The sequence below is a fragment of the Pseudoalteromonas sp. AOP31-A2-14 genome (assembly GCF_052378035.1).
GTDB lineage: Bacteria > Pseudomonadota > Gammaproteobacteria > Enterobacterales > Alteromonadaceae > Pseudoalteromonas.
Genome location: NZ_JBQSXI010000001.1, coordinates 1,045,477 through 1,072,290 on the forward strand (window position 1 = coordinate 1,045,477; position 26,814 = coordinate 1,072,290).

At 40.7% G+C, this 26,814-nt stretch carries 21 protein-coding genes and 5 tRNA genes; 22 read left to right on the plus strand and 4 right to left on the minus strand.

Annotation, left to right across the window (positions count from 1 at the left end; genetic code table 11):
* Positions 1–28: 28 nt before the first annotated feature.
* The 10 genes from ACT3S9_RS04900 (at position 29) to ltrA (ending at position 12,903) form a co-directional block, all read left to right on the plus strand.
* Positions 29–1,045, plus strand: a complete 1,017-nt coding sequence (locus ACT3S9_RS04900; RefSeq protein ID WP_444750797.1) for an aspartate-semialdehyde dehydrogenase — start codon at positions 29–31, stop codon at positions 1,043–1,045.
* Between the two features lie 319 nt (positions 1,046–1,364).
* On the plus strand, positions 1,365–3,818 hold the full coding sequence (locus tag ACT3S9_RS04905) for a FimV/HubP family polar landmark protein (protein ID WP_444750798.1): 2,454 nt from the start codon (positions 1,365–1,367) through the stop codon (positions 3,816–3,818).
* A 141-nt stretch (positions 3,819–3,959) separates the two neighbouring features.
* On the plus strand, positions 3,960–4,754 hold the full coding sequence (gene truA, locus ACT3S9_RS04910; RefSeq protein WP_441836003.1) for a tRNA pseudouridine(38-40) synthase TruA: 795 nt from the start codon (positions 3,960–3,962) through the stop codon (positions 4,752–4,754).
* 124 nt (positions 4,755–4,878) lie between these two features.
* Positions 4,879–5,754, plus strand: coding sequence for an acetyl-CoA carboxylase, carboxyltransferase subunit beta (gene accD, locus ACT3S9_RS04915; protein WP_441836004.1), 876 nt, complete (start codon positions 4,879–4,881; stop codon positions 5,752–5,754).
* Positions 5,755–5,778: 24 nt separating this feature from the next.
* Positions 5,779–7,044: a bifunctional tetrahydrofolate synthase/dihydrofolate synthase gene (folC, locus tag ACT3S9_RS04920; protein ID WP_441836005.1), complete on the plus strand. Its 1,266-nt coding sequence runs from the start codon at positions 5,779–5,781 to the stop codon at positions 7,042–7,044.
* Between the two features lie 11 nt (positions 7,045–7,055).
* Complete coding sequence (locus ACT3S9_RS04925; protein WP_441836006.1) at positions 7,056–7,649, plus strand: SPOR domain-containing protein; 594 nt, start codon at positions 7,056–7,058, stop codon at positions 7,647–7,649.
* 61 nt (positions 7,650–7,710) lie between these two features.
* The gene (locus tag ACT3S9_RS04930; RefSeq protein ID WP_441836007.1) at positions 7,711–8,205 is read left to right on the plus strand and encodes a CvpA family protein; all 495 of its coding nucleotides are present in this window, start codon (positions 7,711–7,713) and stop codon (positions 8,203–8,205) included.
* A gap of 18 nt (positions 8,206–8,223) precedes the next feature.
* Positions 8,224–9,753 carry an amidophosphoribosyltransferase gene (gene purF, locus ACT3S9_RS04935; protein ID WP_441993258.1) on the plus strand — a complete coding sequence of 510 codons (1,530 nt, stop codon included), beginning with the start codon at positions 8,224–8,226 and terminating at the stop codon, positions 9,751–9,753.
* 714 nt (positions 9,754–10,467) lie between these two features.
* Entirely contained in the window at positions 10,468–11,436 is a 969-nt protein-coding gene (locus tag ACT3S9_RS04940) for an IS30 family transposase (RefSeq protein WP_086959932.1), read from the plus strand.
* Positions 11,437–11,628: 192 nt separating this feature from the next.
* The gene (ltrA, locus tag ACT3S9_RS04945; RefSeq protein ID WP_086960535.1) at positions 11,629–12,903 is read left to right on the plus strand and encodes a group II intron reverse transcriptase/maturase; all 1,275 of its coding nucleotides are present in this window, start codon (positions 11,629–11,631) and stop codon (positions 12,901–12,903) included.
* Positions 12,904–13,021: 118 nt separating this feature from the next.
* Here ltrA and ACT3S9_RS04950 read toward each other — a convergent pair whose 3' ends face one another.
* Positions 13,022–13,621 (minus strand): Yip1 family protein, encoded by a 600-nt coding sequence (locus ACT3S9_RS04950; protein ID WP_441835648.1) that lies wholly within the window; start codon positions 13,619–13,621, stop codon positions 13,022–13,024.
* A gap of 204 nt (positions 13,622–13,825) precedes the next feature.
* Here ACT3S9_RS04950 and miaE point away from each other — a divergent pair, with 204 nt between their 5' ends.
* Positions 13,826–14,590: a tRNA isopentenyl-2-thiomethyl-A-37 hydroxylase MiaE gene (miaE, locus tag ACT3S9_RS04955; RefSeq protein WP_441835649.1), complete on the plus strand. Its 765-nt coding sequence runs from the start codon at positions 13,826–13,828 to the stop codon at positions 14,588–14,590.
* Between the two features lie 9 nt (positions 14,591–14,599).
* Here miaE and ACT3S9_RS04960 read toward each other — a convergent pair whose 3' ends face one another.
* Both ACT3S9_RS04960 and ACT3S9_RS04965 read right to left on the minus strand, forming a co-directional pair.
* Complete coding sequence (locus ACT3S9_RS04960) at positions 14,600–15,355, minus strand: UDP-2,3-diacylglucosamine diphosphatase (RefSeq protein ID WP_441835659.1); 756 nt, start codon at positions 15,353–15,355, stop codon at positions 14,600–14,602.
* Positions 15,356–15,420: 65 nt separating this feature from the next.
* Positions 15,421–15,912, minus strand: coding sequence for a peptidylprolyl isomerase (locus tag ACT3S9_RS04965; protein WP_441835650.1), 492 nt, complete (start codon positions 15,910–15,912; stop codon positions 15,421–15,423).
* A 162-nt stretch (positions 15,913–16,074) separates the two neighbouring features.
* Between ACT3S9_RS04965 and cysS the strand changes: the two genes are divergently transcribed.
* Together cysS and ACT3S9_RS04975 are read left to right on the plus strand one after the other, a co-directional pair.
* Positions 16,075–17,454 (plus strand): cysteine--tRNA ligase, encoded by a 1,380-nt coding sequence (gene cysS, locus ACT3S9_RS04970; RefSeq protein WP_441835651.1) that lies wholly within the window; start codon positions 16,075–16,077, stop codon positions 17,452–17,454.
* Positions 17,455–17,588: 134 nt separating this feature from the next.
* Positions 17,589–18,485: a DMT family transporter gene (locus tag ACT3S9_RS04975; protein WP_441835652.1), complete on the plus strand. Its 897-nt coding sequence runs from the start codon at positions 17,589–17,591 to the stop codon at positions 18,483–18,485.
* A 39-nt stretch (positions 18,486–18,524) separates the two neighbouring features.
* Here the strand turns inward: ACT3S9_RS04975 and folD are convergent, their stop codons facing one another.
* The gene (gene folD / locus ACT3S9_RS04980; RefSeq protein WP_441835653.1) at positions 18,525–19,379 is read right to left on the minus strand and encodes a bifunctional methylenetetrahydrofolate dehydrogenase/methenyltetrahydrofolate cyclohydrolase FolD; all 855 of its coding nucleotides are present in this window, start codon (positions 19,377–19,379) and stop codon (positions 18,525–18,527) included.
* Positions 19,380–19,720: 341 nt separating this feature from the next.
* Here folD and ACT3S9_RS04985 point away from each other — a divergent pair.
* The 9 genes from ACT3S9_RS04985 to lon all read left to right on the plus strand — a co-directional run bounded on the left by ACT3S9_RS04985 (position 19,721) and on the right by lon (position 26,788).
* A tRNA-Pro gene (locus ACT3S9_RS04985) sits at positions 19,721–19,797 on the plus strand.
* A 45-nt stretch (positions 19,798–19,842) separates the two neighbouring features.
* Positions 19,843–19,919, plus strand: a tRNA-Arg gene (locus tag ACT3S9_RS04990).
* A 24-nt stretch (positions 19,920–19,943) separates the two neighbouring features.
* A tRNA-His gene (locus ACT3S9_RS04995) sits at positions 19,944–20,019 on the plus strand.
* A gap of 15 nt (positions 20,020–20,034) precedes the next feature.
* Positions 20,035–20,111 (plus strand) — tRNA-Pro (locus ACT3S9_RS05000).
* Positions 20,112–20,186: 75 nt separating this feature from the next.
* Positions 20,187–20,263 (plus strand) — tRNA-Pro (locus ACT3S9_RS05005).
* Between the two features lie 432 nt (positions 20,264–20,695).
* Positions 20,696–22,000, plus strand: coding sequence for a trigger factor (tig, locus tag ACT3S9_RS05010; RefSeq protein WP_441992939.1), 1,305 nt, complete (start codon positions 20,696–20,698; stop codon positions 21,998–22,000).
* A gap of 231 nt (positions 22,001–22,231) precedes the next feature.
* Positions 22,232–22,846, plus strand: a complete 615-nt coding sequence (gene clpP, locus ACT3S9_RS05015; protein ID WP_441835655.1) for an ATP-dependent Clp endopeptidase proteolytic subunit ClpP — start codon at positions 22,232–22,234, stop codon at positions 22,844–22,846.
* A 147-nt stretch (positions 22,847–22,993) separates the two neighbouring features.
* Positions 22,994–24,277 (plus strand): ATP-dependent protease ATP-binding subunit ClpX, encoded by a 1,284-nt coding sequence (clpX, locus tag ACT3S9_RS05020; protein ID WP_441835656.1) that lies wholly within the window; start codon positions 22,994–22,996, stop codon positions 24,275–24,277.
* A gap of 150 nt (positions 24,278–24,427) precedes the next feature.
* Complete coding sequence (gene lon / locus ACT3S9_RS05025) at positions 24,428–26,788, plus strand: endopeptidase La (protein WP_441835657.1); 2,361 nt, start codon at positions 24,428–24,430, stop codon at positions 26,786–26,788.
* Positions 26,789–26,814 lie beyond the last annotated feature (26 nt).

The following is a 26,814-nucleotide window of genomic DNA, read 5'->3' on the forward strand; positions in this document are numbered from 1 at the left end:
AAGGCCAGTTATTAAACGAGGAATACATATGTCGCAAAAATTTAATGTTGTCGTTCTTGGTGCAACAGGTCTAGTAGGCCGTCAAATAATCGAGACCTTAGCAGATCGAAAATTCCCGATTGACCAATTATTTTTATTAGCTAGCAGTCGTAGTGCTGGTGAAGATATTAAATTTCGTGGTGAAACTATCGAAGTGCAAGACGTTGAAGGCTTTGATTTTAGCCAAGCACACATTGGTTTATTTTCAGCTGGCGGTAGTGTTTCTGAAAAATACGCGCCAATTGCGGCAGAAGCAGGTTGTGTGGTTATAGATAATACCTCACAGTTTAGAAATGACTTTGATATACCGTTGGTAATACCAGAAGTTAATGCTGCAAGTTTGGCTGATTTTAGAAATAGAAATATTATTGCTAATCCAAATTGTTCGACCATTCAAATGTTGGTTGCACTTAAGCCAATCCATGATGCTTTCGGTATTGACCGTATTAATGTGTCAACGTACCAAGCGGTATCGGGTGCAGGTAAAGACGCGGTGGATGAACTCGCTAAGCAAACTGCTAACTTAATGAATGCTAGACCAATGGAAAACGAAATTTTCCCTAAGCAAATTGCTTTTAATGTTATCCCGCAAATTGACACATTTGAGGATAATGGTTACACCCGCGAAGAAATGAAAATGGTGAACGAAACGCAGAAAATCTTGGGCGATAGTTCCATTGCAGTTAATCCAACGTGTGTTCGAGTACCTGTATTTTTTGGTCACAGTGAAGCAATAAGCCTTGAAACACGCATGCCATTTGATTTAGAACAAGCAAAACAATTGCTTAATGATGCTCCAGGAGTTGAGCTAATTGATGATGCAAGCGATTACCCAACCGCAGTTTCAGACGCTAGTGGTACTGACACAGTCTATGTTGGGCGCTTACGTGCTGATATTACCCATCCACATGGTTTAAATATGTGGGTTGTCAGTGATAATACTCGTAAAGGTGCAGCAACTAATAGCGTACAAATAGCCGAAGAGCTAATTGCCAACTATTTATAAAAAAGCTGATTAAACATACTATAAAAAGCGGCAATTTGCCGCTTTTTTAGGTTTTGACTGTCAAGTTATTGCCGCATAAGCTGTAAAAGCGTATAAACTCAATCATAATAACAAAGCTTTATTCAGTTAATGAGGCTTAAGCTATTAACTATCAAAGTGTTATAATAGATATTAGATATTAAAACGTAACTGGTTTATAGTTTGTGGCTGGAATAGACCTTGCAGAAGGAGCTTAATTAGCGTTAATTTTCTGCAAGAAATAATCAATGTCTGAGTACCCGCTGGTGGTGCTTAAACATTTAAATAGTAAAGGATCAGCATGCGCGGTTTAATAACACTTTTCATTATAGCGTCTGCATTGGTAGTAACTCCAGTTTACTCTCAAGACGGAACCCAGCTCAAAGGCCCAAAAGGCGTTGACTATAGCGCGCAAGAACGCTCTATTGGTCCAATAAAACCGACGGATACGTTATGGCGTATTGCTGCAAAGGTGCGTCCAGATAACTCGGTAAATATTTATCAAGTTATGGTGGCTCTGTACGAGAAAAGCCCAAGCTCATTCTTAGATAAAAACCTTAATCACATGCGCGATGGCGCTTATTTAAAAGTTCCTACAATTGCGCAAATGCGCGCTATTAGCTCCGCGCTTGCTAAGCAGCGCTCAGAGCAAGATGATGAATTGTGGGAAAAAAAGAAAAATGGCACGCTGACTAAAAATGATATAGACACGTCACAAAAAAAACTAACGCAAGCGCGCAGAGCTGATGTTGATCAAGCTAAACAAGAATTACAGCAAGAAATAAACACCATTAAAACTGAACAGGATATGCGTTTAGTTGAATTACAAAATCAATTTAAGTCTTCAGTTAAAAATGTTGAAGAGCTTCTTATTGAAAATAATAAGTTAAAACAGCAGTTAATCAGTATTTCAACAGAGCCTGAAAATGTTCGCAATCAACTGGGTCAAGACAGCGAGATTCAAATACAACTCAAAGGGTTGATCAGTAAACAAAATGAAATAATTGAGCAGCAAAAAGTAAAAAAACAACACAATAGTGAATTTAGCATAGTAGGGTTGTTATCAAGCCCGCTAATATTGATTTTAATGATGGCTATTGCGGCGTTATTGATTATCGCAGGCATCGTGTTTTTCTTAAAAAACCGTAATAATCAAGAATTAAAAGCCAATGATGAAGGTGATTTTTTACTGCAAGCTCCTACTTATAATGCCGATGAAAATAATGATTTAGATCCGGGTCTTGAGCCCATTAGTTCCAATTCTACCGATGGTGAAAACGACGATTTAAGCGTGCGATTGGATGATGGTTTAGATTCAGACATATTGCCTGAAGACGACGATATGATGTTTGATGATCCCCTTGAAGGCTTGTTAAACGACGATGTTTTTTTTGATGATGAAAAATCAGATGACGATGACCTAGATATTTCTTTACAACAAGACTTCGACCAAACTGCTGGTGACAGCCTCAGGGACGACATTGATCTTGATAGTGATCCTGAAGAAAAAAACACTGATAATATTTTAAGTGAAGAGCTTGCGAGCGAAGAGGATGACGAAGATCTTGACATTGACTCGTTAATTGATGAAGCACTAGCCGGTTCTGCAGATGAGTTATCTGAGGCGCAAGAAGAGCTTGATGTTGATGATGTTGAGTCACTTGCTTCAAGCTTAACTGACGAACCAGAACTTGACGACACTCCATTGGGCGCTGAGTCTGAACTCGAAAATGCGTATGATGAAGACTCATTACTTAATGATGAAGATTATGTTGAACCAAAAGAATGGTCTGAAGCCGATAACGAACTAGAATACGCTGAAATTGACCTAGGTGACGATCCGCTAGCTGATGATACTGACTTAGCGAAAGAGAATGGTTTAGAAAGTGTTAGTTCAAGGCAAGAGCTTGAACTTGATGATGAACTGGTTGACCCTGAAAATGATGACACCCAAAGTGACAATATTCAAAATGATAATGCAAGTCTTGATGGTGAAAGTGAATACCAACAAGTTCAGCAAGCACCGCTTCAAACTAGTCAAGCAGAGCAACATTTAGATCATGCTTTAGGGGGCGGTAATAGTGATGCTGAAGCGTTAAGTGACTCTGATAAACTGGACCGCTTAGAAGAAAATACAGCTGCTGATACAGAAGCATCAATGGACGAAGAGCTTGCAGCTAAAGCGCAAAATAAGTTGTCAGTTCAGAAAATTGATGACGACTTTATGGCTGACCTAAGTCAGACTGATTTCGATGCACTTTTAAATGAACTTGCAGACTCAGAGGACTTTAATGGCGAAGATACCAGCGACTTTGATGTTGATTTTAAGGCGCTTTTAAATGAAGATTTAGAAAATGAAGTGCCAGCAGATGAAAACCTAGCTGAATCATTATCAAAACCGGGCAAAGAGTCTCAAGGCGAGCTAGATGAAATTGATAATGCTCTTGATGATAAATTTGTTGATATTGACTCACTGATTGAACAAAGTGATGAGCAAAGCCCTGAGTACGAACCTTATGATGATGTGAATATGGACGTTGGCCTAGGCGACTTTGATGCATTACTTGCAGGTGATAACCCAACTGATGTAGATATTGAAAGTGGAGGTTACTCTGCTAAGTTAGATTTAGCGCGCGCCTATATAGAAATAGATGATATGTACTCAGCAATGGGCGTAATAGAAGAAGTGATTACTAATGGCCCTGAAGAAGTACAGCAAGAGGCCTTAAGCTTGAAAGCGAAGCTCAAGCCTTAATCATACTGTTAGTACGTTTATGAGTAAATTAAGCCCTTTTTAGGGCTTTTTTTATAGCTTGATTTATTAAGGTTGCTTTTATTGCATCGCTAGATAGCATAAAATGCCTCGTTCATTAGCACAGTAGGTAAAGCAGTAATTATGCGAGTAGCACTAGGGGTAGAGTACAACGGCGCCTGTTATAGTGGTTGGCAACGTCAGTCACATGTAAATAGCGTACAGCAAGAAGTCGAAACGGCTTTGTCGCGTATTTGTAATCATCCAGTTGAAATTGTCTGTGCTGGGCGAACTGACGCTGGTGTACACGGCACAGGGCAGGTGGTGCACTTTGAAACCGAAGCGAACCGAGACATGGTTGCTTTTACTTTGGGCATGAATACCTTATTACCTAAAGATATTTGCATTCGATTTGCTCAGCCAGTAAATAAAGACTTTCATGCTCGCTTTAGTGCTACAGCACGTCGTTACCGTTATGTTATTTACAACAACAGGTTGCGCGGTGCAATAATGAACGAAGGGGTAACACATTTTTATCATCACCTGGACGAGACAAAAATGCAGGCCGCGTGTCAGTATTTAATAGGTGAACACGATTTTACTTCTTTTCGGGCTTTACATTGTCAAGCCAATACCGCGACTCGCACCATTCACCATTTATCGGTTACTCGTCAAGGTAGTTATGTGATTATTGATATTAAAGCGAATGCTTTTTTACATCATATGGTACGTAATATTACTGGTTGTTTAATGGATATTGGTCTTGATAAACAGCAGCCCGAATGGTTGGCAGAATTACTTAATTTAAGAGAGCGAGCGAAAGCAAGTGCTACCGCTAAGCCTACTGGTCTTTACTTAGTTGATGTTGATTATCCAGAACACTTTACGATTCCTAAAACACCATTAGGGCCACTATTTCTAACCGATTCAGATGGTTAAGTTTATAGATTCACTACTAAGACCAGTTTTTTATACCGTCTTTAGTTAATTCATGTTTTAATTAGAAAAATTGTCTGTCTGTAGGACAGTCAAGCGACACACAACAGTATTAAGAGAGTTGCAAATGAGTTGGTTAGAAAAGATCTTACCTAAAACGACAAAATCATCAGGTCGTAAAGAGATCCCTGAAGGGGTTTGGGCAAAATGTACAGACTGTGATTCGATTTTATATAAAGCTGAATTAGAAAAATCACTCAACGTATGCCCTAAGTGCGGACACCACATGCGGGTTAGTGGTCGTAAACGCCTAGAACACTTTTTAGACGATAACGGTCGTCAAGAGCTTGGTACACAGCATGAACCAAAAGATATTTTAAAGTTTAGAGACTCTAAAAAGTATTCAGATCGTATTAGCCAAGCACAAAAAAATAGCGGTGAAAAAGATGCGCTAGTCGCTATTAAAGGCAACCTAAAAGGTATTCCTGTTGCGGCCGTCGCATTTGAGTTTTCATTTATGGGCGGTTCAATGGCTTCGGTTGTTGGGGCTCGCTTTGTTGATGCTGTTGATCAATGTTTAGAGCATAATATGCCGCTAATCTGTTTTTCAGCATCAGGTGGCGCACGTATGCAAGAAGCTCTTATGTCATTGATGCAAATGGCTAAAACTAGTGCAGCACTAGCTAAAATGAGTGAAAAAGGCTTGCCATTTATTTCAGTAATGACTGACCCTACAATGGGTGGTGTATCTGCGTCGTTAGCGATGCTAGGTGATATTAACGTTGCAGAACCTAAAGCACTAATTGGTTTTGCCGGTCCACGCGTTATTGAACAAACAGTACGTGAAACCTTGCCAGAAGGCTTCCAACGTAGTGAATTCTTACTTGAACACGGTGCAATTGATATGATTGTTGACCGCCGTGAAATGCGTGACACATTAGCACGTGTACTAGCTAAGTTTATGAACTTGCCTTCTACTGAACAAGAGCATAGAGTAGCGTAAATTTCAGCTGAACTGATTAACGCTATGATAGAAAACCTCCCTAGCCAATCGTCAAGTCTTGATGATTGGCTTTGTTATTTAGAAAGTATCCATCCTGCTAACATTGATATGGGGCTTGAGCGCGTAGCGCATGTTGCCAGTCAAGTGGGTCTTTTAAATACGGCCAGTAAAGTTATCCTGATTGGCGGCACTAACGGTAAAGGTACTACAGCCCGTTGCCTTGAATCGCTGCTTTTAGCACAAGGGTATACTGTCGGTACGTATGCGTCGCCACATTTAATTCGTTATAACGAACGAGTACGAGTTAATGGGGCTGAACTTGATGACCAATTCCATGTTGATGCTTTTCATTTATTAGAGCAGGGCCGTGGTGACATGTCACTGACTTATTTTGAATACGGCACTTTAGGTGCACTGGCTATTTTTGAACGTCATGCGGTTGACTACGTTCTATTAGAAGTTGGTTTAGGAGGACGGTTCGACGCCACAAATATTGTTACGCCTTATGCAAGTGTCATCACCACTATTGATTTAGACCACAAAGAATACCTCGGTGATACACGTGAACTTGTTGGTTATGATAAAGCAGGTATTTTCCGTAAGGATACACCTGCGATTGTCGGCGATTTAGCAATTCCTCATACTGTGACTGATTACGGCAAAGAAGTTGACGCTAATATGGTTTTATCTGGGCGTGATTTTATATTTAAAGAAAGTGATGATAGCTTTAGTTGGCAATTCAGCGGCCAACAGTTTAACTATGCAAAGCCTGCCATACCTTGTCAAAATGCAGCCACAGCATTAACTACGCTTGCAGTGCTTGGTTTATTACCAGAACAACATGTCATTGAAAATTGCTTGCGTAATTTAATAGTAGAAGGGCGCTTTCAGCAATTAAGTCGGCAACCTCTTGTGTACACAGATGTGGCCCATAACCCCGAGTCTGCACGCTATTTGGCACAAAAAATAGCAAGCTTTAAAGATAAAGGCTTTAAAATACATGCATTAGCCGCTATGCTTGCTGACAAAGATAAGGTCGGCGTGCTTAAAGAAGTCAACAGCTTGGTTGATGTTTGGTCTATTGCTAGCTTAAATTGCTTTCGTGGTGACTCTGTTGAAAACTTAAAAGTAGCGCTAGAAGCTGTGCACTGCCAAACACGTATTGATAGCTATGATAGTATTCCAGATGCACTTAACAATGTCTTGCCGACCCTTAATGAAGATACCTTATTTATTATCTTTGGCTCATTTATGACAGTTGCAGCCGCTATTAATTATTGGAAAAAATAGAGAGGAAGTCGGTGAACTCAGGTTTTATTAATCGCTTAGTCGGAACCAGTATTGTAGTTATTGCTGCAATTGTTTTTATTCCAAATGTTTTAGATGGCGAAAAAGTTCATTACAAAGAAGGCTTTAAAGCTATTCCTGAACGGCCTGAGTTCAAAACGATCAACTTGCAAGAAGAAATTGACGCAAAGGTGGCTGACGCCGAGCAGCCCAAACAACCGCAAATTGAAGATATAAAAGCAGATGATCAGCGCTTCGAAGAGCCTCCTAAACAGTTGGTTGAGGCATCAACGGAGCAGCCCAACGAGACTGCTGTCGAGCAACCGACTGCTCCTGCGCGCGCTCCTAAAGAAAACCTTTCCAAAGTGTCTTATGTTATTCAATTAGGTAGCTTTTCACATAAACCTAATGTGAAAACGTTGATAGCAAAGCTTAATGCTAAAGGTTTTAAAACGTTTACCAAGCCTGTTAAAACCGTAAATGGCACATTGACTAAAGTATTCGTAGGACCCTCTTTAAATAAATCCGAACTAGAGGGTAAACTTCCTAAATTGAAAGAACTGACTAAACTAAATGGTAAAGTCACTCAGTTTGAAATAACAAAATGATCTGGCATTTTTACAGGTAGTCTTATAGAATGCGCCCCAAATTAACGACTAATTGGTTATTATGATCTGGGTTGATTACGCCATACTTGGCATTATTGCACTGTCTACTTTTATCGGTTTAATTCGTGGCTTTATCAAAGAAGCAATGTCATTAGCCGTTTGGGCTGGCGCATTTATCATCTCTAGTTTGTTTTACCAATATTTAGCATCCTTCCTAACATCAATTTCTGAACCCCTTTTAAGAAATGCAGCGGCGATAGCCATACTATTCTTTTCGACGCTACTGTTAGGTGGGCTACTAAACTATATATTAGGCGAGTTGGTACAACGTACTGGTTTGTCGGGCACTGACCGTGTTTTTGGCGTAGTATTTGGTGCTCTGCGTGGCGTGTTGGTCGTAAGCGCGTTACTCTTCTTTCTTGATGCTTTTACTGGTGCGCCAAACACGCATTGGTGGAAGAATTCTATTTTGATCCCAGAATTTGGCTTTGTTGTTGAATGGTTTTTTTCATACCTTGAAAACAACTCAAGCTTTTTAAATTCGGTAAACCGTTAATCGGCGAGGATAAATTTCATGTGTGGTATCGTTGGAATAGTTGGAACATCTCCTGTAAATCAGGCGATTTATGATGGCTTAACTGTTTTGCAGCACCGTGGTCAAGATGCCGCAGGCATCATAACCATTGAAAACAACACGTTTAGCTTGCGAAAAGGCAATGGTCTTGTGAAAGATGTGTTTCACACCCGTCATATGAAACGTTTACAAGGCACAATTGGTATTGGCCATGTACGTTACCCAACAGCAGGCTCTTCTAGCTCGTCAGAAGCACAGCCTTTTTATGTTAATTCACCATTTGGTATTGCTTTAGCGCACAATGGTAACTTAACTAACGCTGAGCAGTTAAAAGAGCAATTATTTTCTGAAGCGCGTCGTCATGTAAATACGACCTCAGATTCAGAAATATTACTTAATATCATGGCACATGAGTTAAGTAAGCCTAATAAGCTAAAGCTTGATCCTGTAGATGTATTTACTGCGGTCACTGATGTGATCAGTCAAGTAGAAGGTGGGTACGCTGCCATTTCAATGGTGATTGGCCATGGCGTGGTGGCGTTTCGTGACCCTAATGGCATTCGTCCTCTCGTATTTGGTAAACGCGAAACCAATAATGGCACCGAATACATGTTTGCCTCTGAAAGCGTGGCACTTAAAATAGATGGTTTTGATTTTGTGCGTGATGTAGCACCAGGTGAAGCTATTTATGTTACTGAAGATGGACAGTTTTTCTCACAAGCGTGCGCCGAAAAAGTATCTTACTCGCCATGTATTTTTGAGTTTGTTTACTTTGCTCGTCCAGACTCTAATATTGACCGTATGTCTGTTTATGCGACTCGCGTTAATATGGGGACTAAATTGGGTGAAAAGATTGCCAGAGAATGGGCTAATAAAGACATTGATGTAGTAATCCCTATTCCTGAAACTTCATGTGATATCGCGCTTGAAATCGCTTCAGTACTTGATTTACCGTATCGGCAAGGGTTTGTTAAAAACCGTTATATTGGTCGCACATTTATTATGCCAGGCCAAGAAATGCGTAAAAAGTCAGTACGTCAAAAGCTCAACGCCATTGACCGTGAATTTAAAGGCAAAAACGTACTGTTAGTCGATGATTCAATTGTTCGTGGTACAACATCGGCGCAAATCGTTGAAATGGCCCGTGAGTCAGGCGCTAAAAACGTTTATTTTGCCTCAGCGGCTCCTGAAATTCGTTTCCCTAATGTATATGGTATTGATATGCCGTCAGCGGCAGAGCTTATTGCGCATGGTCGTGAAGTTGAAGATATTAACGCTAACATTGGTTCAGATGGATTAATCTTCCAATCACTTCCTGATTTAATTGATGCAGTACGTCAAGAGAATCCTGAGATAAGCCGTTTTGAAACCTCTGTATTTGATGGTCAATATATCACTGGTGGGATTGACCAAGATTATTTAAATCATATTGATAAGCTACGTAATGATTCGGCAAAGTCGAGTCGTGAAAGTGCTATGTCTTCAAGTCTTGAGTTACATAATCAAGAAGAAAGCGGCGCAGAAGAATAAGACTGCTATAACAAACAATAACTAAAAAAGGAGCTCAATTAGCTCCTTTTTTGTTTGCCCAGCGAAGCTGGCAAACCCGATAGGCTGAAAGATGCCTTATCACCCTGACTAAGGGGAAGATAATCTGAATGGCAAGGGCGTCACTGGCCAACGGTGGGGTCTGAAGGAAGCCATAAGAAGTTAGAGGTACACAACTAACCGTAACCTGTTTCGGCAGTATTGGTGGGTCAGCGTGCAAAATAGCGCAACGCCCTATACTTAGTCAGACCAATACTGTGCTTGAGGGTGGGATTTCTAACAGGGAGCCAGTGCAGTAACTGGGGAAGCCTGGCATCTAAACTTAATGAGAGTAAGTGGCCTAAATTCAAGGTGAAAGCCAAGATTTAGTGTCGGTGTGAGGTGGCAGATGAACCCGTAGTAGTGAGTAAGGCTAGGCCGATGAAAGCCAGTAATGGTGTGGAGGGGAAAACCAAGCCGACCATCAACATTATGTTTGATGGGGTCAACTTTAGCCAAAAGCTTTAATTGATTGCGAAGGGGGGAAGTATTCTTTAAGCGTATGAAAGACGGGAACTTTTGTTTATCGGCTCACAAGTATTTCGACGGAAATAGCCAAAATATGACGGCCTAAATTCGGATAATAAGTGCAATTTCTCAGATTAGATGGCCAGCTGTTATAATTCGGCCATTTTCTCGCCAAAGGAAATTGCTTTAATGAAATATAAACAGCTGACACAAGAAGAAAGATACCAGATTTACGCGTTAATAAAAGCAGGAAATAACCAAAAGCAGATAGCTGAAGAACTAACTCGTTCACCGTCATCTATTTCTAGAGAGCTAAAACGCAATAAAGGACTTAAAGGCTATCGGCCTAACCAAGCCAATAACTTTGCTGAACAAAGACGTAAGTCATCTTTCAAAGCAAGTAAGTTAACAGAGGACGTCACTCACTGGATTAATAAATTGTTGCATGACGGACTTTCCCCTGAGCAAGTGGCAGGCCGCTTAGCTTTAGAGAAACAGGTCGTTTTACATCATGAAACAATTTATCAATATATTTACAGAGACAAGGCTCGTGGTGGCAAGCTACATAAGACACTCACTCGTGCATGTAAAAAGTATAAAAAACGCTATGGAAGCTATGATAAACGTGGACAGATAGTTAATCGAGTCAGCATTGATGAACGCCCAAGTATTGTGGATTCAAAGTCTAGGATTGGTGATTGGGAGGGCGATACAGTGATAGGTAAAGGGCGTAAAAATGCGCTTGTCACAATGGTTGAACGTAAAACGTTATATACAGTCGTTCACAGAATTGAAAGCAAGCATGCGAAAATAACAGCCGATGCGCTGATCACGTGTATGACACCATATAAAGGTAAGGTTATTACCGTGACGTTAGATAATGGAAAAGAGTTTGCTCACCATGAGCATGTTGCACAAAAATTAGAAGCTGATGTGTATTTCGCTCATCCCTATTCATCATGGGAGCGGGGCATAAATGAGAATACCAACGGCTTACTTAGACGCTTCTTCCCCAAGGGAACTGACTTTATGGCGCTAAGTGAAGCAGAGATACAGGCGGCAGTTGATAAGCTCAACCATCGGCCAAGAAAAACAAGAGGGTATAAAACCCCTCATGAATTATTTACGGGGCAATCAGAAGTTCTGGTGGCTGCATAATGATTGCACTTAATACTTGAATTCAAGCGGCCAAACAGGAATGTAGACGCTGAGAATTGAAGGGCGAGCAATGGAGTAATGACTGACCACTTAGGCAGATTGCCAAAAAAGGCTAGCACACCTAATGTCATCATGAAGAATCAGCGATAAGTAGAGTGACACGAGCAGACATACCGCAAGCAAAGGCAGAAAATGACAGTTTACTACAGCTTGTACGGACAATTATTAGACATTAATAACCTGTACAAGGGATTCAAAAAAGTGAAAGCAGCTAAAGGAGCGGCCGGAATAGATAGGCAGACCGTAGGCGCATTCGCCCTGAATTTAGAAGCAAACTTAAAACAACTGCAACTTGAGCTGCAAACCAAGCAATATAGGGCACAACCTGTCAAACGGGTGGAAATACCCAAAGATGATGGCGGTGTCAGAATGCTAGGTATCCCCGCAGTTCGAGACCGAATAGTGCAACAAACACTATTGAACATACTCCAACCGATATTCGACATCGACTTTCACCCATCGAGTTATGGGTATAGGCCGAAACGAAGCTGTCATGACGCTATCAGTAAAGCAAGTGTATTTATCCGTAAATACCATCGCGACTGGGTCGTAGACATGGATTTGTCGAAGTGTTTTGACCTGCTTGATCATGCTTTGATAATTAGGAGTGTTAGACGCAAAGTGACGGACGGTAGTATTTTAAAACTGATTAATCAGTTCTTAAAAAGCGGAGTAATGATAGGTGAACACTGGGAGGCTAGTACGATAGGAAGCCCACAAGGTGGCGTAATTAGCCCGTTATTGGCCAATATCTACCTAGATGCTTTCGATCAAGAAATGAAAAAGCGTAATCACCGAATAGTGAGGTATGCAGATGATATCTTGATTTTGTGCAGCACAGAAAAAGCAGCGCAAGAAGCACTTAAGGCATCCACCCAGATACTAGAGCGAGACTTGAAATTAACCGTGAACCAAAATAAAACCCATATTGCTCATAGCAGCAAAGGAGTGAAGTTTTTGGGAGTAGAGATAGGTAGCCAGTGGACACGGATACAAGCATCAAAACTCATCGGGTTTAAACAAAAAGTGAAGCAATTAACAAAACGTAACGGCGGCATAAATTTAGCAGAAGTAATAAAACGGCTAAATCCAGTTGTGCGCGGTTTTGTAAATTATTTTAGTATAGCCAATTGTAAACGAGAGCTAAAAGCCTTGGCAGGTTGGATCAGACGAAGACTAAGGGCAATACAGCTGAGGTTGTGGAAGAAGCCATCAAGGCTACATCGACGACTAAAGCAGTTAGGAAAAAAGCCACCGTTTAAGTTCATTAAGATGAACTCGTGGCGTAACTCACTAAGCCCTTTATCTTGTGTATCGATGCCAAACCAATGGTTTGAGGAGCTTGGTTTATATCCAATAGAAAAAGTGAATACGGGATGGCTTGCTTTATCGGCGTTTAGGAAATAAGTTGATAAAATGTGAAGGGTACAGGAGCCGTATACGAGGTCCGTACGTACGGTTCTGTGAGAGGGATGAGGCATAAGCCTCACCCTACTCGATGCCTATATTTAAACTAATTTATTAATTAAGTAAACATTGGGCTGACAATGCCATTGGTCCAAAGCATTGCTGTGACAGCTAAAATGATCACCAATAAAATCAGTCCACAAGTAACCACAGAGCTTGAGTAAATAAATCCTCGTTCTTGTGGAATATGCATTAAGATAGGCACACCTGTATAAAGCAAATACACAGAGTAAGCGAGTGCCACTATACCCGCACACACTAAAAGCCAAAGCTCAGGCCAAAATGCTGCTAACGCTGACATAAACACTGGGGTCGAAGTATAAGCGGCTAACTCCAACGTTTGTGTAAAAGTAGGCTCTGCACCAAACGTAACAGCCATCCAATGCGCTAAGTAAGCCAGCGCAAACACCCCTGCAATAAGTGCAATATACATTGCGGCTGCAATGAAGAGGGCGCTTTCATGGGTTAAAAATACCGGGTTACCTGTACCAATGCTCCAGCCTAAATAGACTGATGAATAATACCCCATTACACAAGGAAATAGTGCAATAAGCATTATGTGCGATAAGCTATACGCTAGGCTTTCGTGGCGGTTATCAATCGTTTGCCACTCTTCGAGCGGATGGGCATAAATGCCCCATAGGTGATTTAGTATCATAATTAGTGCCCCATAAAAGGTTGTATTAACTGTTTTAATGATTTATTTTTATACAGCTTACTAAGTTATGGTTTAGTATTTTTTGCTTGTCAAGGCGCCAGCAAGTAGTTAAATATCAAATTTCATACACTTTGTAGCTTTAATGGGCTTATTTCGTGGTAAAATATACGATATACCAAAAATTATTTAGCATGAGTTATCCCAGTGCCTTATAACCACCTTTTAAAACCAATCAACACTTTTTTAAATTGCTCAACTCCTGATGCGTGGATTGACGAAGCCATTAAAAAAGAAAATTTAAAAGTACTACTGATTGATCACCTGATTTGTGAGCTTAAAGCAGCCCAATCGGCGATGTTTTTAATTCGCAAATATGCGGTTGATAAAGAAAGTAGTGATGCGTTACTTGAGTGGCTTAAACCGTTTGAAACGCTTATTTATAAACGCGAAGGCAATTGGCGCGACCTAGCAGCTAAAAATAAACTTACCAAGTCAATCATTCCAAAATCAAACTCGCCATATGGGCAAGAGCTAATTGATAAAATGGTGATGTTAATTAAAGAAGAACTACATCATTTTTATCAAGTGCTCGAAATTATGGATGAGTACGGTGTTGAGTATCAAAGTATTACTCCGTGTCGTTACGCTAAAGGCATGTTACGCCACGTGAAAACCTTTGAGCCAGATGCATTAGTTGATAAGCTCATAGTGGGCGCTTACATCGAAGCTCGCTCGTGCGAACGCTTTGCAAAGCTTGCACCGTATTTAGATAAACGGCTAGGTGATTTTTATATTTCACTGCTGCGTTCAGAAGCACGTCATTACCAAGATTACTTAGCTTTGGCACAAGAGATTAGTGGTTTTGATATCACTGAGCGCGTGCAGTTTTTTGGTAATATTGAAGCCGAATTGATTGCAACGCCAGATACTGATTTTAAGTTTCATTCGGGTGTACCAAGCGCTGAATAACCGTCGTTATTACTTCGTGTTCATTTTTGATGCAAGAGGTGTGTTATTAAGCGTTTGGCCGTTTTCATCAACGACTAAATATGAGCCTTGTTCGTACCAATCACCAAGTACGGTACGGGTGAGTGTTTTATCTGCTACTTGATATTTATGCACATTAGGGCGGTGAGTGTGCCCATGGATCATATTGGTGACTTTATGGGCTTTGAACATATTAAGTACAGCTTGTTCAGTCACATCTAAAATATCTAGTGCTTTACTGGCTTGATTCATTTTACTTTTTTCGCGTATTTTACGGGCTAAACTACGACGATACCAAAGCGGTAATGCAAGCATAAGTTTAGGCCACCACCAACCTCGACTCTTTTTACGAAATTGTTGATATTCAATATCTTGAGTACACATTTCGTCGCCATGTAAAATGACCGTAGGTGTGCCGTATAAATCAATTACATATTGCTCAGGTAGTAATGTCATACCGGCTTGCGATGCGTATTTATCACGTATTATAAAGTCGCGATTACCATGGATGAAATAAACGGGAATACCACTATCACTCACTGCTTTTAAGTGTTTCGCTACGCTTGCTGATAACTCGGTGATAAAGTCATCGCCTACCCATACTTCAAAAAAGTCACCCAGAATATAAAGCGCATCAACTGGTTGGTTGATTATTTTAGTGTTTAAAAATGCATAAAAGGCCGCGCTAATATCTGGGCGGTTTTCGCTTAAATGTAAATCGGCAATAAAGTATGTTTGGCGCATGATGACTCGTGGTTAACACTAAAATTAAAAAGCGGATAAATTTACCCGCCTTTAAATATAAAACTAACTTAGCTTACAGTTACTTTTTCGATTTTTACATCGTCAAGAGGTACGTCTTGGTGAAAACCAGCGCTACCAGTTGCAACACCCTTAATTTTATTTACAACGTCCATGCCTTCAACGACTTCAGCAAATACACAGTAACCCCAACCTTGTGATGTTTCGCTGGTGAAGTTTAAAAAGTCATTGTCGTTCACGTTAATGAAAAACTGCGCTGTTGCTGAATGAGGATCCGGAGTACGGGCCATAGCAAGCGTGCCTACTTTATTAGCAAGGGCGTTGTTTGCTTCGTTTTGTATAGGGTCATGAACTTCTTTCTGTTCCATACCTGATTCAAAACCACCGCCTTGGACCATAAAACCGTCAATTACACGGTGAAATATAGTACCGTCATAAAAACCTGCATTTGCATACTGTAAAAAGTTTTTAACTGTGTTTGGTACTTCGCTGTCGTGCATTTTGATGGTGATGTCACCAAAGTTTGTGTGTAGAACAACCATGAGGTTTCCTATTTTCTGGTTTAATAATGGCGCTATTTTATAGTAGTTGGCTAAGATTAACAAAGCGGATATTGATTAAAACTAGTTTGACAAAGCGCTAGAGCAGGGGCTTTGCAAGTGGTAACATAGTGATCCACGAAAACAGTCAAGGATATTTAATAAATGGTACACATTTACAACACACTTACACGACAAAAAGAACAGTTTAAACCTATGGTCGATGGCAAAATCGGCATGTATGTGTGTGGTATCACCATTTATGATTATTGTCATATTGGCCATGCCCGTACGTTTGTGGGGTTTGATGTTATCGTTCGCTACCTTCGCCATATCGGTTATGACCTAAACTATGTGCGTAATATCACTGATGTCGACGATAAAATTATCCAACGCGCTAGTGAAAATGGCGAAACGATCAATGAGTTGACGCTTCGTATGACTAAAGCGATGCATGAGGACTTTGATAATTTAAATATGTTGCGTCCAGATATTGAGCCAACAGTGACTAACCATATGCCAGAAATTATAGCGATGGTTGAGCGGTTAGTTGCAAAAGGCCATGCTTATGTTGCCGCAGATGGCGATGTATTGTTTGATGTCTCAACCTTTAAGCAATATGGTGCACTTTCGCAGCAAGATTTAACTATGTTGCAATCAGGCTCTCGCGTTGAGGTGGCTCAAGATAAAGAAGATCCACTTGATTTTGTGCTATGGAAAAAAGCCAAAACGGGTGAGCCATCGTGGCCATCGCCATGGGGAGAAGGACGCCCGGGTTGGCATATTGAATGTTCAGCGATGAGTTCAAAGCACTTAGGTGAGCATTTTGATATTCATGGCGGCGGCTCAGATTTACAGTTTCCACACCATGAAAATGAAATTGCCCAGTCATGCTGCGCAAATAGTGGTAACTACGTAAATACGTGGATCCACACCGGTATGGTACAAGTAAACAAAGAAAAGATGTCGAAGTCATTAGATAATTTTTTTACCGTACGTGAAGTGCTTAAAGCTTATGATGCTGAATCAGTGCGATACTTTTTAATTTCCGGCCATTACCGTAGCCAGCTAAATTACTCACAAGAGAATTTAGACCAAGCACGTTCTTCACTTGAACGTATCTATACTGCGCTTCGTGGTGTTGAGCCTATAGCGTGTGAGCTTGAAGGCAATGAATATGTGGCTAAGTTCAGAAAAGCTATGAACGATGACTTTAATACACCTGAGGCACTGCCTGTATTGTTTGAACTGGCAAAAGAGTTAAACCGTGTTAAAGAAATTAATGCCGTTCAAGCAGGTCAGTTAGCGTATATTTTACGTAGTATTGGTGAAGTATTAGGTGTGGCGCAGCAAGTACCTGACACTTTTTTACAAGGTGGGCAGACTGATAATGAAGTCGCAGAAATTGAAGCCTTAATCGTAAAGCGTAACGAGGCTCGTGCTGGTAAAGACTGGGGGGCCGCTGATGAGGCCCGTGATGCACTTAATGCCTTAGGTGTGATTTTGGAAGACTCTGCAGGTAAAACCACATGGCGTAAAGCATAATAAATAGCTTTTAGAGCAAAGTTTCATATTTTTAAAAAGGTTGCCGACGTGGCAGCCTTTTTTATTTTTTATATTGACCTAACCCTTACTTTAGGTTTTATCCTTCTGCCTCATAACAGTTTAAAAGGAGCGAAATGAATATTTTACTTGCAATGATCCCTGCTTTTTTATGGGGTACAACGTACGCTGTGACAAAATATGCTGCGCCTGACTGGCCGCCAATATTACTTGGCGCAATACGCGCACTGCCGGCAGGTATTGTATTATTGCTGGTTAAACCTTCATTGCCACGCGCAAAACAATGGCGTGGATTAATACTGCTGGCAATGGTGAATATAGCCCTGTTTTTTAGTTTTATTTTTGTTATGGCGATTAATTTACCAGCCGCAATTGCCGGTGTAGGTATGGTGTCAGTGCCAGTGGTTGCATTACTTTATGCATGGTTATTTAAAGGGCAGAAACCAGCGCTTGTGCAATTTTTTTGTGCGCTGATTTTAATAGTATTGGCTTGGCGGTTATTTGATCCACAACATGTAACGCTAAACTTATTAGGAATAGCTGCGCTGATCGGAGCATTATTGACGATTGTTATTGGGAGTTCATTGGTACAAAAAGTGACTGTGCATATTCATTGGTGGACAGTATTAACTTGGCAGTTGATGATTGGTGGCGCACTATTAACATTTGGCGCCCTAATTCAAGCCTATTATATAGAGCCACAAGCATATCAAGTATTAAAAATGGCATTCACACCCATTCAGTGGTTTGTATTATTTTGGTTAGTCGTCCCTAATACTGCTATTGCTTATACACTTTATGTTTGGTTACTTGGGCGTATGACTGTGGTTGAGTTTACCTTTGGGACCATTGCTAACCCTATCGCGGGGATTATTTGCGCTGTAGTCTTACTTAATGAGCACTACGACAGGTGGCAATATACTGTAATGGTATTAATGATTTTCTTTTCTGTGTTACCACAAGGGCTAAAATTGATTAAACAAAGAGTCGCAACAAAAAAGGCCAGCGTTTAAGCTGGCTTTTAGTAAAAACTGAAAGTAAAACCTCAAAAATTAACTGTGGTATTTTTCACATGCTTCTAAGGTGTTTTCAATTAAGCTTGCCACTGTCATTGGGCCGACACCACCAGGGACGGGGGTAATAAAGTGCGCTTTTTGCTCTGCCACACTATATTCAACGTCACCCACTAATTTTCCTGTATCGAGGCGGTTAATACCCACATCAATAACAATAGCGCCTTCTTTAACCCAATCGCCGGGGATAAATTTAGGTTTACCAACGGCAACAACCAATAAATCAGCGCGGCGTACATGGGTTTCTAAATCTTGAGTAAATTTATGACATACGGTTGTTGTGCAGCCGGCGAGTAATAGCTCGAGTGACATCGGGCGACCAACAATGTTTGATGCACCGACTACAACCGCATGCATGCCTTTATAACGTACACCTGTAGAATCAAGTAAGGTAATTATACCTTTGGGTGTACAAGGGCGAAGTGCTGGCATACGTTGTGCTAAGCGGCCAATGTTATATGGGTGAAAGCCATCGACATCTTTATGCGGGGTAATGCGCTCAAGAATTTTTTCAGCGTCAAGCCGTTTAGGCAAGGGTAACTGTACTAAAATACCGTCGACTTCTTGGTCTTGGTTTAGTTCATCAATTAAAGTTAGTAGCTGTTCTTCGGTTGCTGTGTTTGGTAAATCAAATGATTTAGATATAAAGCCGACTTCTTCACACGCTTTTCGTTTTGAGCCTACATAGACTTGGCTTGCGGGATCTTGTCCTACTAGAACTACGGCAAGGCCTGGTGCTCTTAATCCTTGAGCTACGCGCTGTGATACTTTTTGTGCAACCGTACTGCGTACTTGCTTAGCTATTGCCTTACCATCGATGATGTTTGCCGTCATGGGTGACCTTTAGTTGGGGTTAGTTAACGATACTTTAAAAAACGAATGCATATAGAAATTGGGGTAATAATGCTAACAAAGAACATGGTCTTTACTTCTCGTTTTTAATATACATTACTATTTTCGCAGAAAAGCAGCATAGCGCCAAGATGCAATCTTATATAAAGTGTGGATTTCTAAAAAAGAGTTTGAATTTTAGCTTACATTCTCATTATTTAACCATTATGAACTAAAAATGACCGATTGATTTATTTTCTTAAAAAAAGGTTTGACCTGACCCAGCCAAATCACTATTATGCACCCCGTTGTTAACGAGGTCACTCGCTAGCAATAATAAGCATCGGCGATTAGCGCAGTTTGGTAGCGCACTTGGTTTGGGTCCAAGGGGTCGCAGGTTCAAATCCTGCATCGCCGACCACTTTTTAATTAAAGTAGCTTATTGGTTCGCTATGAAGTTTTCGATGCGCCCATAGCTCAGCTGGATAGAGCAACGCCCTTCTAAGGCGTCGGTCGAAGGTTCGAATCCTTCTGGGTGCACCATTTTGAAAACAATGTAATGCCGTGGTGATTGTAGCTCAGTTGGTAGAGCCCCGGATTGTGATTCCGGTTGTCGTGGGTTCGAGCCCCATCAGTCACCCCAATTTACAAAAAATATCGGCGATTAGCGCAGTTTGGTAGCGCACTTGGTTTGGGTCCAAGGGGTCGCAGGTTCAAATCCTGCATCGCCGACCACTTTCTCTTTTGAAGTGGTCTTAAACTCCCAGTTTGAGTATTTAATATGAAAAAAGAAGTTTAGCACTTCAATATCGGCGATTAGCGCAGTTTGGTAGCGCACTTGGTTTGGGTCCAAGGGGTCGCAGGTTCAAATCCTGCATCGCCGACCACTTTTAAAACTCCAATTTTGTGTCATTTGGTTTGGGTATATCCCATGCAGTCTCAGGTTCAAATCCTGCATCGGCGAGCACCTTTTTAAAATGTATAATAATAAATCAAAGTAAACTTTCTTATTTTAATCACTAAAGAATTCTCTTTGTGCTAACTTGCTAATCAAAACGCTTACTTCTTAACCATTTATCTTGTATAATGCGTGATCTAGCCAAATAATTGCCCCCTAGACTCGACTATCATAAATATTAGGTTATAATGCCGCGTCTATTGTTTAATATAGTGCCCGTAGGGCAGAGCAGCAATGGTATCTCATGGTATTAAACAGGTTGTTAAGTCATCAACTATGACTTAACACTTGCAAGCTCATCGAGATCACCTTGTGTGTAAGGAAGGCGAACAGTCGCCAAAATTGAAGATTGAGGTAAATCATGCAAGTTTCTGTTGAGACGACTCAAGGCCTTGAGCGCCGTCTGACCATCACCGTTCCTGCAGAGAACGTTGAGACCGAAGTAAAAAAACGCTTACAACAACTGTCTAAAACCCAGCGTATTGATGGTTTCCGTCCTGGTAAAGTACCAACATCAGTAATTAACAAACGTTACGGTGGCGCAGTTCGTCAAGAAGTTGCTGGTGAATTAATGCAACGCAACTATATTGATGCAATTGTTGCTGAAAAAATTAACCCTGCTGGCGCACCATCATTTGCACCTAAGTCTCTTGAAGCAGGTAAAGATTTAGAGTTCTCAGCGACATTCGAAGTTTACCCTGAAGTTGAAGTTCAAGGTTTAGATAAAGTTACTGTAGAAAAACCAGCTGTAGCTGTAACTGACGAAGACCTAGCAAATATGCTTGAAACGCTTCGTAAGCAACATGCATCATGGACTGAAGTAGATGCAGCAGCGGGCGAAAATGACCGCGCAACTGTTGATTTCATCGGTACTATCGATGGTGAAGAGTTCGAAGGCGGTCAAGCTGAAGATTTCCCTCTAGAGCTTGGTCAAGGTCGTATGATCCCAGGTTTTGAAGATAATATCGTTGGCAAAAAAGCCGGTGAAGAAGTGGTTGCAGACGTAAACTTCCCTGATGATTACCATGCTGAAAACCTTAAAGGTAAAGCTGTAAAATTCGTAATCACTGTGAAGAAAGTTGAAACGCAAGAGTTACCTGAGCTATCTGAAGAGTTCGCAACTAAATTCGGTGTTACCGAAGGTGGCGTTGACGCACTTAAAGAAGAAGTGAAGAAAAACATGTCTCGTGAGCTTGATCAAGCGGTTAAAGCTAATGTTAAAGATCAAGCGGTTAAAGGCTTACTTGAAAACAACGACGTTGAAGTTCCAAAAGGACTTATCGATCAAGAAATCGAAGCGCTTCGAGAACAAGCTGCACAACGTTTTGGCGGCGACGCTAAAAACATGCCTGAGCTTCCAGCAGAATTGTTCCACGAACAAGCTGTAACACGTGTTAAAACTGGCCTTTTATTAGGTGAAGTTATTAAAGCGAACGACATTAAAGTTGATGATGAAAAAGTTGAAGCATTAATTGCAAATGTAGCTTCTGCATATGAAGATCCAACTGAAGTAGTAGAATACTACAAAGCAAATGATCAACTAATGCAGCAAATGCGTAATGTAGCAATGGAAGAGCAAGCTGTTGAAGCTATTTTAGCTGAAGCAACCGTGACTGACGTTGAAAAAGCATTTGATGACATCATGAATCCACAGCAAGGTGCTTAATAAGTCATTGACTTAAGTCCTCGCTAACGATTAAATGGCTCGTGTTACTCTGTATTATGCAGTGTGCTCGAGCCATTTTAGTTTATGGCATTCGATTTTCACCCAAATTATAATACCAATTATATGAAAAACATGATCATTTTAGTGAGCTTAATCGTTCTCTAACTCAATGCAATTGGTATAACTATGCTTCCTGGTTACAAGGATAAGCGCATAAGGAATTAAATAAGTATGAATACTGGTATTACAGATCCTCTAAATGCATTAGTCCCTATGGTTGTTGAACAATCAGCAAAAGGCGAGCGCTCGTATGATATTTACTCGAGACTATTAAAAGAACGGATTATTTTCTTAACCGGCCAAGTTGAAGACAACATGGCAAATCTGATTTTAGCGCAAATGCTATTTTTAGAATCAGAAAACCCAGATAAAGATATCTTTTTATATGTCAATTCACCGGGTGGCTCTGTAACTGCGGGTATGGCTATTTACGATACCATGAATTTTATTAAACCTGATGTAAGCACAATTTGTGTTGGCCAAGCGGCTAGCATGGGGGCATTTTTATTATCAGCTGGTGCTAAAGGTAAGCGTTACTGTTTACCTAATTCGCGTGTGATGATCCACCAACCATTAGGTGGTTTCCAAGGCCAAGCATCTGATTTTGAAATACATGCTAAAGAAATCTTGTCTATTAAAGACAAGTTAAACCGTTTAATGGCTGACCATACAGGTCAACCATTAGATGTGGTATCGCGTGATACTGACCGTGATAACTTTATGAGTGCCAGCCAAGCGGTTGACTACGGTATTGTAGACTCAGTATTTACCAATCGCGGTAAGTAATTAAGCTATTGTTATGTTTAACCCGAGTTATTGCAGATGCGTGCTTGGGTTATCACTGTGCCAAAAGCAATAAATTTTGGTATAGTAATAGTATTGAAACAGCTGCTAAATAGTTTGGCAGCCAACGTATAGAGATGAGGTAGCTGAATGTCTGACACTCCTACAGACTCCGACAAAAGTAATAAGTTGTTGTACTGCTCTTTTTGTGGCAAAAGCCAGCACGAAGTCCGTAAATTAATTGCCGGTCCTTCAGTGTACGTTTGTGATGAATGTGTTGAGTTGTGTAACGATATTATCAGGGAAGAAATCAAAGACATTGCGCCTAAACACAATGCTTATGATAAATTGCCGGTACCAAAAGAAATTCGTAATCATCTTGATGATTACGTTATTGGTCAGGAACACGCTAAAAAAGTATTGTCGGTTGCAGTTTACAATCACTACAAACGTCTACGCAATCAAGAGAAAAACCCAGACATAGAATTAGGTAAAAGTAATATCTTGCTGATCGGCCCCACTGGTAGCGGTAAAACATTACTTGCAGAAACCATGGCGCGTTTACTTGATGTACCTTTTACTATGGCCGATGCCACCACCTTAACTGAAGCTGGTTATGTAGGGGAAGATGTTGAAAATATCATACAAAAGCTATTACAAAAATGCGACTACGATGTAGAAAAAGCCCAGCGTGGTATTGTTTACATTGATGAAATTGACAAAATTTCACGTAAATCAGATAACCCATCGATTACCCGTGACGTATCAGGTGAGGGTGTGCAACAAGCACTCCTTAAACTGATTGAAGGTACTGTTGCATCGGTTCCACCGCAAGGTGGCCGAAAACATCCGCAACAAGAGTTTTTACAAGTAGATACGTCTAAAATACTGTTTATTTGTGGCGGTGCATTTTCTGGGCTAGATAAAGTCATTGAACAACGCAGCCATAAAAATACTGGCATAGGTTTTGGCGCAAGCGTTAAAGAATCGTCAGGTTCACGTTCGTTGAGTGATACATTTAAAAGTGTTGAGCCAGAAGATTTAGTCAAGTATGGTCTTATTCCAGAGTTTATTGGCCGTCTTCCCGTAGTTGCAACGTTAACGGAGCTTGATGAATCTGCACTTATTCAAATTTTAAGTGAGCCTAAAAACGCCATCACTAAGCAGTTCTCTGCATTGTTTGATATGGAAGAAGTTGAGCTTGAGTTCCGCGAAGATGCCTTAAGCGCGATTGCGCACAAAGCAATGGAGCGTAAAGCAGGAGCTCGTGGTTTACGATCTATTGTTGAAGGTGTATTGCTTGAAATCATGTACGAGCTGCCATCAATGGATAATGTAAGCAAAGTAGTTATTGATGAGACCGTTATTAAAGGCGAGTCAGATCCTATTCTGATTTATGATAACAGCAAGCAAGACAAAGCTGCATCAGAATAAGTTTGATTGATAAGTAAACGAAAAGGAGCCTTAGGCTCCTTTTTTTATAATTTATTTAATCGTGTCAGCCTAAATTGTTGAACTTTAGTTAGGTTATCCCCATATACTTTAGTAATCTTTAAAATAAATGAAGTGCGAAGAGAAAATATAATGACGCTTGAGAGAACAGACCGAGTTGAAATCCCGGTGCTAGCACTGCGTGATGTTGTGGTTTATCCACACATGGTAATACCGCTTTTTGTTGGCCGCGAAAAATCAATAAAATGCCTTGAAGCGGCAATGGATAAAGACAAACAAATTTTCCTCGTGGCGCAAAAAGACGCAACCGTGGACGAACCTGAGCAAGATGATATTTATCGTGTTGGTACTATCGCAACCGTACTTCAATTACTTAAATTACCTGACGGCACAGTAAAAGTACTAGTCGAAGGTACACAGCGTGCAAAGCTTGAAAGCTTTGTTGATAATGACGAATTCTTTGTCGCCAATGCCCAGTTTATTGAATCGGGTGATATTGACGAAAAAGAGCAAGATATCTTCATTCGCAGCGCTGTTAGTCAATTCGAAGGCTATGTAAAACTCAATAAAAAAATTCCGCCAGAAGTGCTGACCTCAGTGTCGGGCATTGATGAAGCTGCGCGTCTTGCTGATACCATGGCCGCACATATGCCATTAAAAGTGCCAGAGAAGCAAAAAGTACTCGAAATTCAGGATGTAACAGAACGTCTAGAGTATTTAATGGCATTGATGGAAGGTGAAATCGATTTACTACAAGTTGAGAAAAAAATTCGTAGCCGCGTTAAGAAACAGATGGAAAAATCCCAGCGCGAGTATTATCTTAACGAGCAAATGAAAGCTATCCAAAAAGAACTCGGTGAGCTTGATGATGTACCAGATGAATTTGAAGCACTGAAAAAGCGTATCGAAGAATCAGGCATGTCAAATGACGCGACAGAAAAAGCTAATGCTGAGCTGGCAAAGTTAAAAATGATGTCGCCAATGTCAGCAGAGGCCACCGTAGTACGTTCGTACATTGATACATTAATTAATGTACCGTGGAAAAAGCGCTCTAAAGTGAAAAAAGATTTAGCTGGCGCGCAAAAAATTCTAGATAGTGACCATCACGGTCTAGGTAAAGTAAAAGAACGTATTATTGAGTATCTAGCGGTACAACAACGTACCAATAAACTTAAAGGTCCTATTTTATGTTTGGTTGGGCCTCCGGGTGTAGGTAAAACCTCGTTGGGGCAATCAATTGCACGTTCAACCGGGCGTAAATATGTACGTATGGCACTTGGCGGCGTACGTGATGAAGCTGAAATTCGTGGCCATCGTCGTACATATATTGGTTCAATGCCAGGTAAGCTAATTCAAAATATGACTAAAGTGGGTGTCAAAAACCCATTATTCTTATTAGATGAAATTGATAAAATGTCAGCAGACATGCGTGGCGATCCAGCATCTGCATTATTAGAGGTGCTCGATCCTGAGCAAAATAATCGTTTTGCTGATCATTATCTTGAAGTTGATTATGATTTATCAGATGTGATGTTTGTTGCGACATCAAACAGCTTTAATATCCCAGGGCCATTACTAGACCGTATGGAAGTTATTCGTTTGTCGGGCTATACCGAAGATGAAAAGCTGAACATTGCTAAAGAACATTTGATTCCAAAGCAAATTAAACGCAACGGCTTGAAAGTTAAAGAAGTAGTAATTGAGGATAGTGCAATTATCGGCATTATTCGTTATTACACTCGCGAAGCAGGGGTGCGTAATCTAGAGCGTGAAGCATCTAAGTTATGTCGCAAAGCGGTTAAAAATATCTTACTTAATAAAGCCACTAAAACAGTCACCATCAACGCAGATAACCTTGAAGAGTTTTTAGGTGTGCAACGTTTTGACTATGGTAAAGCAGAAGATGGTAATCGTATTGGTCAAGTAACCGGACTTGCATGGACTGAAGTGGGTGGCGACTTACTGACTATTGAATCAGCTGCTGTGCCAGGTAAAGGTAAACTAAGTTACACCGGCTCACTAGGGGACGTTATGCAGGAGTCGATTCAAGCAGCTATGACAGTTGTGCGTAATCGTGCTGAAGCATTTCGGATCAACAGTGACTTTTATGAAAAGCGTGACATTCATGTGCACGTACCTGAAGGCGCAACCCCTAAAGATGGCCCAAGTGCGGGTGCAGCTATGGTAACTGGTTTAGTGTCGAGTCTAACGGGTAACCCTGTACGCGCTGATGTGGCTATGACGGGTGAAATAACACTACGTGGTGAAGTACTGCCTATTGGTGGTCTAAAAGAGAAGTTACTTGCTGCGCATCGTGGTGGTATTAAAACGGTAATCATTCCAAAAATTAACGAGCGTGATTTAAAAGAGATCCCAGAAAACGTACTGGAAGGCCTTGATATTCACCCAGTTACTTGGATTGATGATGTATTAAAACTAGCTTTAGTACACCCTGTTGAGAGTTTTTCAGTCGAAACAGAGAAAAAGCAGTAAAAAAACCGAAAAAAGTGCTTTTAAGG